The 12,364-nt window shown below is 74.5% G+C and carries 10 protein-coding genes; 3 read left to right on the top strand and 7 right to left on the bottom strand.

Annotated features, from left to right (window positions below; all coding sequences use genetic code 11):
- Positions 1 to 2: 2 nt before the first annotated feature.
- The 4 genes from pepN to ACZ68P_RS01040 are packed head-to-tail and all read right to left on the bottom strand — an operon-like array spanning position 3 to position 4,894.
- Complete coding sequence (gene pepN / locus ACZ68P_RS01025) at positions 3 to 2,501, bottom strand: aminopeptidase N (protein WP_471000661.1); 2,499 nt, start codon at positions 2,499 to 2,501, stop codon at positions 3 to 5.
- A 55-nt stretch (positions 2,502 to 2,556) separates the two neighbouring features.
- The gene (locus tag ACZ68P_RS01030; RefSeq protein ID WP_471000664.1) at positions 2,557 to 3,690 is read right to left on the bottom strand and encodes an asparaginase; all 1,134 of its coding nucleotides are present in this window, start codon (positions 3,688 to 3,690) and stop codon (positions 2,557 to 2,559) included.
- Entirely contained in the window at positions 3,690 to 3,995 is a 306-nt protein-coding gene (locus ACZ68P_RS01035) for a chorismate mutase (RefSeq protein WP_471000667.1), read from the bottom strand. Before ACZ68P_RS01035 ends, ACZ68P_RS01030 begins: the two co-directional genes overlap by 1 nt.
- Before the next feature lie 11 nt (positions 3,996 to 4,006).
- Positions 4,007 to 4,894, bottom strand: coding sequence for a helix-turn-helix domain-containing protein (locus ACZ68P_RS01040; protein WP_471000670.1), 888 nt, complete (start codon positions 4,892 to 4,894; stop codon positions 4,007 to 4,009).
- A gap of 84 nt (positions 4,895 to 4,978) precedes the next feature.
- Between ACZ68P_RS01040 and ACZ68P_RS01045 the strand changes: the two genes are divergently transcribed.
- Positions 4,979 to 6,733, top strand: a complete 1,755-nt coding sequence (locus ACZ68P_RS01045; protein ID WP_471000673.1) for a glycoside hydrolase family 35 protein — start codon at positions 4,979 to 4,981, stop codon at positions 6,731 to 6,733.
- Between the two features lie 74 nt (positions 6,734 to 6,807).
- Here ACZ68P_RS01045 and ACZ68P_RS01050 read toward each other — a convergent pair whose 3' ends face one another.
- Positions 6,808 to 7,605, bottom strand: a complete 798-nt coding sequence (locus ACZ68P_RS01050) for a S1 family peptidase (RefSeq protein ID WP_471000676.1) — start codon at positions 7,603 to 7,605, stop codon at positions 6,808 to 6,810.
- Between the two features lie 141 nt (positions 7,606 to 7,746).
- Here ACZ68P_RS01050 and ACZ68P_RS01055 point away from each other — a divergent pair, with 141 nt between their 5' ends.
- Positions 7,747 to 8,631: a hypothetical protein gene (locus tag ACZ68P_RS01055; RefSeq protein ID WP_471000679.1), complete on the top strand. Its 885-nt coding sequence runs from the start codon at positions 7,747 to 7,749 to the stop codon at positions 8,629 to 8,631.
- Positions 8,632 to 8,826: 195 nt separating this feature from the next.
- Complete coding sequence (locus ACZ68P_RS01060; RefSeq protein WP_471000682.1) at positions 8,827 to 10,464, top strand: ankyrin repeat domain-containing protein; 1,638 nt, start codon at positions 8,827 to 8,829, stop codon at positions 10,462 to 10,464.
- Positions 10,465 to 10,613: 149 nt separating this feature from the next.
- Here ACZ68P_RS01060 and ACZ68P_RS01065 read toward each other — a convergent pair whose 3' ends face one another.
- Together ACZ68P_RS01065 and ACZ68P_RS01070 are read right to left on the bottom strand one after the other, a co-directional pair.
- Positions 10,614 to 11,498, bottom strand: a complete 885-nt coding sequence (locus tag ACZ68P_RS01065; protein WP_471000686.1) for an SDR family oxidoreductase — start codon at positions 11,496 to 11,498, stop codon at positions 10,614 to 10,616.
- A complete protein-coding gene (locus ACZ68P_RS01070) occupies positions 11,495 to 12,325 on the bottom strand; it encodes an SDR family oxidoreductase (RefSeq protein WP_471000689.1) in 831 nt (276 codons plus the stop codon). The genes ACZ68P_RS01065 and ACZ68P_RS01070 overlap by 4 nt, the downstream gene beginning before the upstream one ends.
- Positions 12,326 to 12,364: the final 39 nt, after the last annotated feature.

Genomic DNA, 12,364 nt, shown 5'->3' on the forward strand with positions numbered 1-12,364 from the left:
TGTTACGCGCCGCGGACGCGGAGGGCTCGGGCGAGGTCGTCCAGCTGGTCGACGAGCTTGCGGCGGAGGGCGGGGATCGGGGTCTCGTCGGTGAGGTGGGCGTGGCCGAGGGCCAGGGAGTCGGCGTCGATCGCGTACGCGGGGAAGGCGTGGCGGCCGGCGGCCTCGGCGATCGCGGGGCCTCGGCGGGCGCCGAGTGCGGTGGCGGCGGGGTAGAACCGCGGGATGTACTCCTTTACCAGTTCGGCCTGTTCGGGCTGCCAGAAGCCTTGGGCGGTGGCGGAGAAGAGGTAGTTGGACAGGTCGTCCGTGTCGAAGAGGCGGGACCAGGCCGCGGCCTTGGCCTGCGGGGTGGGCAGGGCGGCGCGGCAGCGGGCGGCGCCTTCCTGGCCGGTGGCGCTGGGGTCCCTGGCCAGTTCCCGGCCGATCGCGGTCTCGTCGACGGCGCCGAGGACGGCGAGGCGGGCGAGGATCCGCCAGCGAAGTTCGGGGTCGGTCTCCGGGCCGCCGGGGACGGTTCCCTCGGCGAGCCAGGCGGCGATGGTGTCGGGCTGGGTGGCGCTGCCGATGAAGGTGCGGACGGCGGTCAGGCGCAGTCCGGGGGCGGAGCCGTCCTCGGTGCGGCGGATGAGGTCGCGGGCGAGGGAGGTGATGAGGGCGAGGGCGGCGGGGCGCTGGTCGGCCGGTACGTAGCGGTCGGCGATCTGGGTGCGGGCGAAGGCGAGGACGCCCTGCACGATGGCGAGGTCGGTCTCCTCGGGGAGGTGGGCGTGGGCCGCCTCCAGGTAGGCGGCGGGGTCGAGTTCGCCGTCGCGGACCATGTCGCGCAGGGTGTTCCAGACGACGGCGCGGGTGAGGGCGTCGGGGATGCCGGAGAGGGTGCGCAGGGCGGTCTCGAGCGAGGTCTCGTCGAGGCGGACCTTGGCGTAGGTGAGGTCGCCGTCGTTGAGGACGATCAGGGCGGGGCGGGGGCCGCGGAGTTCGACGGGTGCGGTGGGGGTGTCGGTGATGTCGAGGTCGAGGCGTTCGCGCGGGACGAGTCGGCGGGCGTCGATGAGGTCGCGGTCGTAGACGCCGGCGGTGACCCGGTGCGGGCGGCTGCCGTCGCGGCGCACGGTGAGGGTGGTGTGGGTCGGTTCGACGGCCGGGCGCGGGGTGAGGGTGTCGACGCCCGTGGTCCGCAACCAGCGCTCGGCCCAGGCGTGGACGTCGCGATCGGTGGCGGAGGCGAGGTTGTCGATGAAGTCGGCGAGGGTGGCGTTGCCGAACTTGTGCCGTTTGAAGTGGGCGTTGATCCCGGCGAGGAAGTCCTTCTCGCCCATCCAGGCGACGAGCTGGCGGAGCGCCGAGGCGCCCTTGGCGTAGGAGATGCCGTCGAAGTTGAGCAGTGCGGAGGCGGTGTCGGGGACGGCGTCGGGGTCGGGGGCGACGGGGTGGGTGGAGGGCCGCTGGTCGGCGTCGTAGCCCCAGGCCTTGCGTTCGACGGCGAAGTCGACCCAGGTGTCGGGGAAGCGGCGGGTGGCTTCGTTGACGGTCTGGTAGCCCATGTACTCGGCGAAGGACTCGTTGAGCCAGATGTCGTCCCACCAGCGCAGGGTGACGAGGTCGCCGAACCACATGTGGGCCATCTCGTGGGCGATGACCATGGCGCGGGTCTGTCGCTCGGTGACGGTGACGGCGGAGCGGTAGACGAACTCGTCGCGGAAGGTGACGAGTCCGGGGTTCTCCATGGCGCCGGCGTTGAACTCGGGGACGAAGGCCTGGTCGTAGGAGTCGAAGGGGTACGGCTCCTCGAACATCTCGTGGAAGCGGTCGAAGCAGGCCTTGGTGACGTCGAGGATCTCGTCGGCGTCGGCGTCGAGGTGGGGGGCCAGCGAGCGGCGGCAATGGATGGCGAAGGGCAGGCCGGCGTGTTCGGTGCGCACGGAGTGCCAGGGGCCCGCGGCGACGCAGACGAGGTAGGTGGAGATCGGCGGGGTGGGGGCGGCCTTCCAGGGGCCGTCGGGCTGCCGCTCGGTGATGCCGTTGGAGAGGACGGTCCAGCCTTCGGGGGCGTGGACGGTCAGCTCGAAGACGGCTTTGAGGTCGGGCTGGTCGAAGGCGGCGAAGACGCGCTGGACGTCTTCCATGAAGAGCTGGGTGTAGGTGTAGGACTCGCCGTCGGTGGGGTCCGTGAAGCGGTGCATGCCCTCGCCGGTGCGGGAGTAGCGCATCGCGGCCGTGATGTGCAGTTCGTGTTCGCCGGCGGTGAGGCCGGGGAGCGGGAGCCGGTTCCCGGTCAGTGTGGCGGGGTCGAGGGCGACGCCGTCGAGCGTGGCGGAGTGCAGGGTCTCGGGCTTCAGCTCGACGAAGGTGTCCCCGGCGGTGCGGGCAGTGAACCGGATCACGGCCGTGGAGGCGAAGGTCTCGTCGCCGATGGTGAGGTCGAGCTCGACCGCGTAGTGCTGGACGTCGAGGAGCTGGGCACGGGTCTGCGCTTCGTCGCGCGTCAGTACGGACATGGGCCCATGCTGCCTGATGGCCGGGGCCGCGGGGAGGGGGGCCCGCGATCTCCCTTCAGGCCCGTGTGGTGCCGGTGAGGTGGGTGAAGGCGGCGGTGATGCGGGGGCGGTCGTAGCCGCCGGGGCCGGCGGCGCCGCTGGAGAGGAGGGTGTGGAGCAGGAGGCGGGCCTTGGCGGGGTCGAGGGCGCCGGCCGGGATGAGGCCGCGGTGGAGGATGTCGTGTTCGGATCCAGGGCCGCGGTAGGTGTGGGTGAGGATGGCGCCGGCGCCGGTGCGGGAGGCGAGGACGACGGGGATGCGGGTCGCCAGGGCCTCCAGGGGCTCGATGAGCCACGTCGGGACGTGTCCGGCTCCGAAGGCGGCCAGTACCAGGCCGTCGAAGCGGGTCTCCAGGCCGTCGAGGAGTTCGCCGCGGTCGCCGAGGGAGAGGGTGACGAGGGCGACCCGGACGGCGGGGTCGAGCCGCAGGGGGCAGAGCGCCGCGGGCCGGGAGGGCCGGAGGAGGATGCGGGGTTCGCCTTCGACGACCGCGCCGAGGGGGCCCGCGCCCGGGGAGGCGAAGGTCGCGACGGAGGTGGTGTGGGTCTTGCGGACGTGGCGGGCGGCGTGGATCTCGTCCGCGAGGACCACGAGGACGCCGAGGTCGCGGCAGGCCGGGTCGGCGGCGACGGCGATCGCCGCGGCGAGGTTGGCGGGGCCGTCGGCGCCGGGCAGGTCGGGTCGGCGCATGGCGCCGGTGACGACGACCGGTTCGCTCGTGGTGCACAGCAGGTCGAGGAGGAACGCGGTCTCCTCCAGGGTGTCGGTGCCCTGGACCACGACGACGCCGGAGCCTTCGGCCACGGTCCGGCGGACTTCGTCGGCGAGCGCGGCGAGGTCCTCGAAGGAGAGGGAGGAGCTGGGGAGGCGCCGGAAGTCGCGCAGCCGCACGTCGGGGCCGGCGGGGGCGGGCTTCGCGCCGGGTTCCAGGGCCGATCCCGCGCCGGGTCCGGCTTTCACACCCGGGCCCGCGCCCGACACCGGGCCCGCGCCCTGCTCCGCGCCCGGTCCGTGCCCCGGTCCCGGCCCCGTGCTCCGGCTCTTCGCCAGGCCCAGGCCCGCGAGGACCTCCGTGCCCGTCATGCGGGTGGCGTCACCGCCCCGTGCCGAGATGGTGCCGCCCAGCGTGAAGACCGTGACACGGCCCATCAGCGCGCGCCGTCCGCGATGGTCTCGTGGTGGCGGATGACCTCCGCGATGATGAAGTTCAGGAGCTTCTCGGCGAACGCCGGGTCGAGCTTCGCGCTCTCGGCCAACTCGCGCAGCCGGGTGATCTGGCGGGCCTCGCGGGCCGGGTCGGCGGGCGGGAGCTGGTGCTGTGCCTTGAGGACGCCGACCTGCTGGGTGCACTTGAAGCGTTCGGCGAGCATGTGGACGACCGCCGCGTCGATGTTGTCGATGCTCTCGCGCAGCCGGTTCAGTTCCGCTCGTACGGTCTCGTCGATCTCGCTCATGAGCAGCGAGCTTAGACGGATCGGGAGCCGATCGTCGGTGGGTGGTCGGGATGCGGGACGCGGTTGCTCCAGCCGCCCGGCACGGTCCGTCCCTGCTGTTCGCGGAAGCGGATGGGGGCGGTGCCGACCCGGCGGGTGAACAGCCGGGAGAAGTAGGCCGGGTCGTCGTAGCCGACCCTGCGGGCGACCGCCGCGACGGGCAGTTCGGTGGCGGCGAGGAGTTCCTTGGCGCGGCCGAGGCGGAGGGAGAGGAGGTAGTCCTTGGGGCTGCATCCGGCGGCGCGCCGTACGGCGGCGCGCAGCTCGGTGGGGGTCATGCCGTGCCGGGCGGCGTGCTCGGCGACGGACAGGGGCTGGAAGGCGTCGCGGGCGAGGGCGGCGAGGAGGGGGTCGCCGTCGGCGTTGGTGTCGGCGCGGGCCCGGCGCAGGGCGACGAGGAGTTCGTGGACGGCGGCTCCGGTCTCGACTTCGAGGAGGGGGTTGCCGCGCCGGGCGGCGCGGGCGATCCGGCCGACGGCGGCGCGGGCGCCGGCGGCGTCGGAGAGCGGGACGACGGGCTGGTCGGGTTCGATGTAGCCGAGTTCGGTGTAGGTGGCGGTGGCGGGGCCCGCGAAGTCGACGAAGCTCTCGTCCCAGCCGGTGACGGGGTCGGCGGAGTAGTGGTGGGGCACGCCGGGGCTGAGCCAGATCAGGGCGGGTGCGGTGATGGTGGTCAGGCGGCCGTCGGGGGCGCGGTACCAGCCGCTGCCGGCGCTGACGACGACGGCGACGTGGTGGTCGAGGGTGCGCGGGCCGACGGCCGGCAGGGCGCCGTGCTGGAGTCCGACGCCGAGGCAGACGAGGCCGAGGCGGTGGTGGACCGGGCTGGGTGTGAAGTAGCGCATCCAGGTGTGGTACATCCGCCGTACCTGCCTCTCTTCCGTCCAAACAGCGACGATCTTTGTCCATGGACCGGTCCGCCGCCAGAGGGCGAGGGTGAGGCCATGAGCACGTTCGCTGTGGGTGACGAGAACTTCCTCCTGGACGGGCGGCCGGTGCGGCTGCTGTCGGGGGCGCTGCACTACTTCCGGGTGCACGAGGAGCAGTGGGGGCACCGGCTGGGGATGCTCCGGGCGATGGGGCTCAACTGTGTCGAGACGTACGTCCCGTGGAACCTGTACGAGGCGGAGCCGGGGCGGTACGGGGACGTGGCGGCGCTCGGCCGTTTCCTGGACGCGGTGGGGCGGGCCGGGATGTGGGCGATCGTGCGGCCGGGGCCGTACATCTGCGCCGAGTGGGAGAACGGCGGGCTTCCGCACTGGCTGACCGGCCGGCTGGGGCGGCGGGTGCGGACAGACGACGCGGAGTACCTGGCCGAGGTGGAGGGCTGGTTCGGCCGGCTGCTGCCGCAGGTGGTGGAGCGGCAGATCGACCGAGGTGGCCCGGTGGTCATGGTGCAGGTGGAGAACGAGTACGGGAGCTACGGCTGCGACCAGGGCTATCTGCGCCGTGTCGCGGGGCTGCTGCGGGGGCTCGGGGTGAGCGTGCCGCTGTTCACGTCGGACGGGCCGGAGGACCACATGCTGACGGGCGGTTCGCTGCCGGGGGTGCTGGCCACGGCGAACTTCGGCTCGGGGGCGCGGGAGGCGTTCGCGACGCTGCGGAGGCACCAGCCGTCGGGGCCGCTGATGTGCATGGAGTTCTGGTGCGGCTGGTTCGACCACTGGGGTACGGAGCGTTCCGTGCGGGACGCCGGGGACGCGGCGGCGGCGCTGCGGGAGATCCTGGAGTGCGGGGCGTCGGTCAATCTGTACATGGCGCACGGGGGGACGAACTTCGCCGGGTGGGCGGGGGCGAACCGGGCCGGTGCGCTGCACGAGGGAGCGCTGCTGCCGACGGTGACCTCGTACGACTACGACGCTCCGGTGGACGAGGCGGGGCTGCCGACGGAGAAGTTCTGGCGGTTCCGCGAGGTGCTCGCGGAGTTCGCGGAGGGGCCGTTGCCGGAGGTTCCGGCGCCGCCGCGCCGGATCGCGGGTGCGGTGGGGGCGGCTCCCGTGGAGTGGGCGCCGGCGGCGGAGGTCCTGGAGGTCCTCGGTGACGCGGAGGCGAGCGGTCCGCTGCCGCCGACGTTCGAGGAGCTGGGGGTGGACCGGGGTCTCGTCCGCTACCGCCTGGAGATTCCCGGGCCCCGGCAGCCGTACCCGCTGTCGGTGGCCGGGTTGCGTGACCGGGCGGTGGTGTACGTGGACGGGGTGCGGGCGGGCGTGCTGACGGCCGAGGACGCGGCGCTCGCGGAGCCGGTGGCGGGGCCCGCGGTGGTGGAGCTGTGGGTGGAGTCGCTGGGCCGGGTGAACTACGGGCCGCGTCAGGCGGAGACGAAGGGGATCACGGGCGGGGTGCGACACGAGCGGCAGTACGTGCACGGGGTGCGGGCCCGGGGGCTGCGGCTGGACGCCTTCACGCCGGCGGCGGTGCGGAAGGTGCCGTTCCGGCCGGTGGCGGGGGGCGGGGCGGAGCCGGGTCTGTACCGGGCGGTGGTGGAGGTGACCGGGCGTCCGGGTGACGCGGCGCTCTCCCTGCCGGGCTGGGGGCGCGGTTTCGTCTGGGTCAACGGTTTCTGTCTGGGGCGGTACTGGGAGGTGGGCCCGCAGGATTCGCTGTTCACGCCCGGGCCGGTGCTGCGGGAGGGCGCGAACGAGGTGTGGGTGCTGGAGCTGGAGGGCGGCGGGCCGGGGCCTCGGGTGGAACTGACGTAGGGGGTCCCGGCGGCGGACCCGTACGCCCGGGGGCAGGTGCGGCCCCCGGGCGCACGGGTGGTGCCGTCGGTGCGTCAGAGGGTGGCCGCGGCCGACTTGATGGCGGTGGCGAACGTCGACACCTCGGTGTAGACGCCGGGGTAGCCGGGCCGTGCGCAGCCCTCGCCCCAGCTCACGATGCCGACCTGGATCCAGGCGCCGGCGTTGTCGCGGCGGAACATCGGGCCGCCGGAGTCACCCTGGCAGGTGTCGACGCCGCCCTGGTTGTAGCCCGCGCAGAGCTCCTCGCTGGGCACGAGGTCGCTGCCGTACGACGCCTGGCAGGAGGCGTCGGAGACGAACGGGACCGTGGCCTTGCGCAGGTAGCGCTGCTGCGCGCCGCCCTCGCGGGTGGCGCCCCAGCCGGCGACGGTGAAGGTGCCGCTGTTGTACGCGGTCGTGTCGGCGATCTTGAGGGTGGGCAGCGTGGTGATCGGCGAGGCGAGCTTGATCAGCGCCCAGTCCTTGCCCTTGCCGTTGTAGCCGGGGGCCTGGAGGACCTTGGTCGACCGGACCTTGACGGCGCTGCTGCTCTGCAGGTCCACGACTCCGGCTGTGGCGGTGATGCTGGTGTTGTTGCCGGAGCCGCTCACACAGTGGGCGGCGGTGAGCACGATCTGCGGGGTCAGCAGCGAACCGCCGCAGCCCATGGAGAGCCTGACCATCCAGGGGAACTCGCCCTGGGCGGCGAGGGTGCCGCCGACGACGGGCGCCGGCGCGGCGGACGCGGTGCTGGGCTGGAGGCTGACGGCGGCGAGGACGACGGCACCGGCGGCGGCGATTCTCTGGAGCGCGCGGACGATCCTGTTCTTCTGCAAGTGACTGCCTTTCATGGGGGGTTGAGCCTTGATGGCATGAGCCCGTCAAGGCGTGGTCCGGATTATGGGCAAGGGCTCCTGGGGCCCACAAGCACCCGTTTTCGGCCAGGCGAACGAAGCCCGGGGGCCCGTAGAGTGGAAGGAAGGGGGTCCGGCGTGCCGAACGGTAACGAAGTCGTCCACGGGTTTCCGCATCTCGACACGGTCCGGGCCGCGATCACCGCGTTGTACCGCCGACTGTCGTCGGACGGAGTAAGGCGGTACGCGACGAGCGTGCCGGCGGCGGACGTGGCCTTCGGGGACGACGACGAGCTCCATCTGGGTGCGCAGCGGGTGGCCGCCGCGCTGGTGGGGCACCTGGGGCTGCCGGGTCTGCCGCGGGCGCGGATGGTGGTGAGCTTCCGCGAGATGGAGCACGCGGCGAGCGTCGAGCTGGCGGCGGGCCCGGAGTACTTCATCGAGCTGAACGACCGCTTCCGACGACACCGCAGGGACGTGGGGGCGGCGCTGGCCCACGAGATCACCCATGTGCTGCTGCACCGTCTCGGCCTGCACTTCGCGGACGTCCGGGAGAACGAGATCCTCACGGACGTGGTGACCACCTACCTGGGGGCGGGGTGGCTGCTGCTCGACGCCTACCGGGAGGACGAGGTGTCGAGCCAGAAGCTCGGCTATCTGACGCCGGAGGAGTTCGGCTACGTCCTGGCCAAGCGCGCGGAGGTCTTCGGTGAGGATCCCTCGCCCTGGTTCACCAGCGTCGCGGGGTACGAGGCGTGGGCGCGGGGCCGGGAGCTGGCCTCCCGGGACGGGCGGCGGCCGCCGCTGGAGACGGCGGGGTGGGCGGCGCGGCACCGCTACTCCAAGGAACGGCGGTACGGCCGGGCGGGCATAGGCGCCTCGTACGCCTTCGAGGGCACGGGCCGGTCGATGCGGGTCTCCTTTCCGTGCCCGGTCTGCTGGCAGCGGATCCGGGTGCCGACCGGGCGCAGGCTCCGGGCCAGGTGCCGGGTGTGCGGGACGGTGCTCGCGTGCGAGACGTAAGACCAACGCGGCGCAGGCGACCGGCACGCGCCGATCCGGGACGACACGCGCCGAGACGGGATGGCCTGGGGCGACCTGAGGCCGCGTGACGGCGTGACGGGCGTGACGGCGTGACGGCGTGACGAGCGTGATGACCTGAAGGCGTCGGGACGTAATGATTTGCGTCGTTCGGCCGGCCCGGGTGAGGGTCGGTGGATGAGCACGTTGTTCGAGGGGATCCACGACGGTGATGTCGACGCCGTCGTACGGGCGTTGCGGAGCGGGGAGCGGGCCGAGGCCGACGAGGGCGGGGAGACCGCGCTGTACCGGGCCGCGTTGGCGAACGAGGCGGGGATCGTACGGGTGCTGCTCGCCGCGGGCGCCGATCCCGCGCGGGGCGGCGGGGCGGAGGGCGGGGACCTGGCCCTGTGCGCGGCCGCCTGCGGTGGACACGCCGAGGTGGTGCGGGCGCTCCTCGCCGCCGGGGCGCACCCCGACCAGGAGGAGGCGTACGGCTTCACGGCCATGGCGTGGGCCGTACGGCTCGGCCACGCCGAGACCGTGCGGGCCCTCCTGGAGCACGGCGCCTCCCCGGACCGGCCCGGGCCCGACGGCCTGCCGCCGCTCGTCGCCGCCGCCCGGCGCGGGTCCACGTCGAGCGTGCGGGCCCTCCTCGAACACGGCGCCGGCGCCCGGGAGGAGGCGTTGGGCGAGGCGCGTCGCTGGATCGGCGTGGACGTCGCGGGGGCCGTGCTGCGCGGGCTGCTCGACACGCACGGCCCCCAGCCGTACGAGGCGGTCGTGCGCCGGGTCCGGGAGGACGGCGGGATCACCGTCGTCGTCGACCTGCTGCGCGCGGACGGCACCCCGGGCAGCGGGAACGACCAGCAGACCGGTCACGCCGCCGTCGCCACCCTCCTGGAGACCGCGCTCGGCGTCCGCGTGCCGCACGAGGAACTGGCCGCCCGGGCCCTGCGGTGCGCCGACCCCGGCCTCGACGACTGGACCGAGGCGGTCGCCGCGCTGGCCGCCCGCGGCGACGAGGAGACCTTCCGCGCGGCCGCCGCGTGGTGCGCCTGCGACGACGCTCCGCGCCGGGCGTTCGGCGCGTACGTCTTGGGGGCACTGGACGGCTTCGCCGACCACGCCCTCGCGGTCCTGCGCCGCCTGGCGACGGAGACCCTGACGAAGGACGGGCCTTCCTGGCACGGGCTGGGCCCGGCCGACCGGGCCGGCGGGTGGGGCGTGGGTGGTGGGCGGGGTGTGGGCAGTGGGCCGGGCGCAGGCGGCGGACCGGCCGTGGGCACTGCGTCGGCCGTGGGCGGCTCGGCGCGTGAGCCCGCGCTGGCGGTGGTCACCGCGCTCGGGCGGGTCGCGCCCTCGGCGCAGGACCGGCGGGAGGCGGGCGGGGAGCCGGCCGGGCTGGGCGAGCTGCTGCCGTTCGCCGCGCATCCCGACGCCGAGGTGCGGCGCGCGCTCGGGACGGCGCTCACCGGGCTCGTACCGGCCGGGCACGCGCGGGCCTTCGACACGCTCCTCGCGCTGAGCCGGGACCACGACTCGGGCGTGCGGGACTGGGCGACGCTGGCGCTCGCGGAGGTGCCCGGGGACACGCCCGGCCTGCGCGAGGCGCTGGCGGCCAGGCTGGGCGATCCGGACCCGGACGTGGTCGCCGAGGCGGCCCGTGGCCTGGCCATGCGCCAGGACCCCCGCGCCCCCGACGCGCTGGCGGCCCTCCTCGCGGACGGCGCCCCGGACTCGGCGGCCCGTGACACGGCCCTCGCCGCCCTGGAGTTCGTGCGGGACGAGCGCGTAAGGAACCGGCTGGAGTGGACGAGCCCGCGCTGCCGATGACCGGCGCCTCCGTTCGGCGCGGCAGCGGCCGCGGACGCGGGGCCGGTCGGCCCCGCCTTGCGCTCCGCACACCGCTCCCGGCGTCTGAGCCACGGCATGCCCCGGAGCCTCCGCTCGCGGCCGGCCGACGCGCGGCCGCCGACCCAGCCCTACGCTCCGTACACCGCTCCCGGCCTCTCCGCCGCGGCCAGGAGTCTCGCCGCCGCCTCCCCCGCCTCCGCGGGCGTCCAGCGCGCTCCCTTGTCCGTCGTGGGGCCGGGGCGCCAGCCCTCCATGACGGTGATGCGGCCGCCTTCCGCCTCGAAGACCCGGCCGGTCACCCCGGCGGAGGCGGCCGAACCCAGCCAGACCACCAGGGGGGAGACGTCCTCCGGGACGCCCGCCAGGTCCGCGAAGGCCCGTTCGGTCATCCGGGTCCGGGCCGCCGGGGCGACGGCGTTGACCTGGACGCCGTACCGGCTCGTCTCCGCCGCCGCCACCAGGGTCAGCCCGACGATCCCGGCCTTGGCCGCCGCGTAGTTCCCCTGCCCCACGCTGCCCAGCAGGCCCGCGCCCGAGGTGGTGTTGACGACCCGTGCCACCGGCGGGTGGCCCGCCTTCGCCTCGGCCCGCCAGTGGGCGAGCGCGTGCCGCAGCGGCAGGAAGTGGCCCTTCAGATGCACCCGCACGACGGCGTCCCAGTCGTCCTCGTCGAGGTTGACGAGCATCCGGTCGCGCAGGAAGCCGGCGTTGTTGACGAGGGTGTCGAGCCGTCCGTACGCGTCGAGCGCGGTGGCGATCAGCGAGGCCGCGCCCTCCCCCGTCGCGACATCGCCGCCGTGGGCCACCGCGTCGCCGCCCGCCGCCCGGATCTCCTCGACCACGCGTCCGGCCGGCGACCCGGCCGAGGCGGCGCCGTCGAGGCCCACCCCCAGGTCGTTGACGACGACCTTCGCGCCCTCCGCGGCGAAGGCGAGCGCATGGGCCCGTCCCAGGCCCCGTCCGCCGCCGGTCACGATCACGACCCTGCCCTCGCACATGCCCGTATCGGTCATCTCTGCTCCCGCTCTCCTTGTCGGCTCTCCTTGTCGGCGTTCGCGGCGTCCAGGAAGGCGGGCCGCTCCCCGCCCCCGTGTACCAGCAGTGAGGCCCCCGAGACGTACGCGGCCCGCTCCGAGGCCAGGAAGACGGCCGCCTCCCCGACGTCCGACGGGTCGGCGAGACGGCCGAGCGGGACGGTCCGGGCGACGGCGGCGATCCCGTGCTCGTCGCCGTAGTGCAGGTGGGACAGTTCGGTGCGGACCATGCCGACGACGAGGGTGTTGACCCGGATGTCCGGGGCCCACTCCACGGCCATGGAACGGGCCAGGTTCTCCAGGCCCGCCTTCGCGGCCCCGTACGCGGCCGTGCCCGGCGAGGGCCGCGTCCCGCTGACGCTGCCGATCATGACGACCGAGCCCCGGGCGGCCCGCAGGGGCTCGTACGCGGCGAGGGTGGCGGTCAGCGGGGCCGTCAGGTTGAGCGCGACGACTCGCGCGTGCCGCTCCGCCTCGCTCTCCCCCCGGCCGGCACCCCCGCCACCGCCTCCTCCCCCGCCTCCGCCGAGCAGCCGGTAGGGCGTTCCGCCCGCGTTGTTGACCAGGACGTCGAGCCGTCCGTACCGCTCCGCGACACCGGCGAAGAACCCGGTGACGGCCGACGCGTCCCGCAGGTCGAGCGGGGCGAAGTCGGCCCTCCGCCCCCCGTCCTCGACCGGCGCGTCCGGTGGTCTGCGGGCGCAGACGACGACCCGCGCTCCGGCCCGCAGAAACGCCCGGGCGATCCCGGCGCCCACCCCGCGCGTCCCGCCGGTGACGACGGCGACCCTCCCGTCCAGCTCCATCGGCTGCTACCTTCCTCAGCACGCAGTCACCTAACAAAT

Source organism: Streptomyces sp. NPDC036822, from assembly GCF_055609145.1.

What these genes read in the sequence shown, in the direction of transcription:
- pepN (WP_471000661.1), bottom strand. Translation starts at nt 2,501, where the DNA reads ATGTCCGTACTGACGCGCGACGAAGCGCAGACCCGTGCCCAGCTCCTC.
- ACZ68P_RS01030 (WP_471000664.1), bottom strand. Translation starts at nt 3,690, where the DNA reads ATGGGCCGTGTCACGGTCTTCACGCTGGGCGGCACCATCTCGGCACGG.
- ACZ68P_RS01035 (WP_471000667.1), bottom strand. Translation starts at nt 3,995, where the DNA reads ATGAGCGAGATCGACGAGACCGTACGAGCGGAACTGAACCGGCTGCGC.
- ACZ68P_RS01040 (WP_471000670.1), bottom strand. Translation starts at nt 4,894, where the DNA reads ATGTACCACACCTGGATGCGCTACTTCACACCCAGCCCGGTCCACCAC.
- ACZ68P_RS01045 (WP_471000673.1), top strand. Translation starts at nt 4,979, where the DNA reads ATGAGCACGTTCGCTGTGGGTGACGAGAACTTCCTCCTGGACGGGCGG.
- ACZ68P_RS01050 (WP_471000676.1), bottom strand. Translation starts at nt 7,605, where the DNA reads ATGAAAGGCAGTCACTTGCAGAAGAACAGGATCGTCCGCGCGCTCCAG.
- ACZ68P_RS01060 (WP_471000682.1), top strand. Translation starts at nt 8,827, where the DNA reads ATGAGCACGTTGTTCGAGGGGATCCACGACGGTGATGTCGACGCCGTC.
- ACZ68P_RS01065 (WP_471000686.1), bottom strand. Translation starts at nt 11,498, where the DNA reads ATGACCGATACGGGCATGTGCGAGGGCAGGGTCGTGATCGTGACCGGC.
- ACZ68P_RS01070 (WP_471000689.1), bottom strand. Translation starts at nt 12,325, where the DNA reads ATGGAGCTGGACGGGAGGGTCGCCGTCGTCACCGGCGGGACGCGCGGG.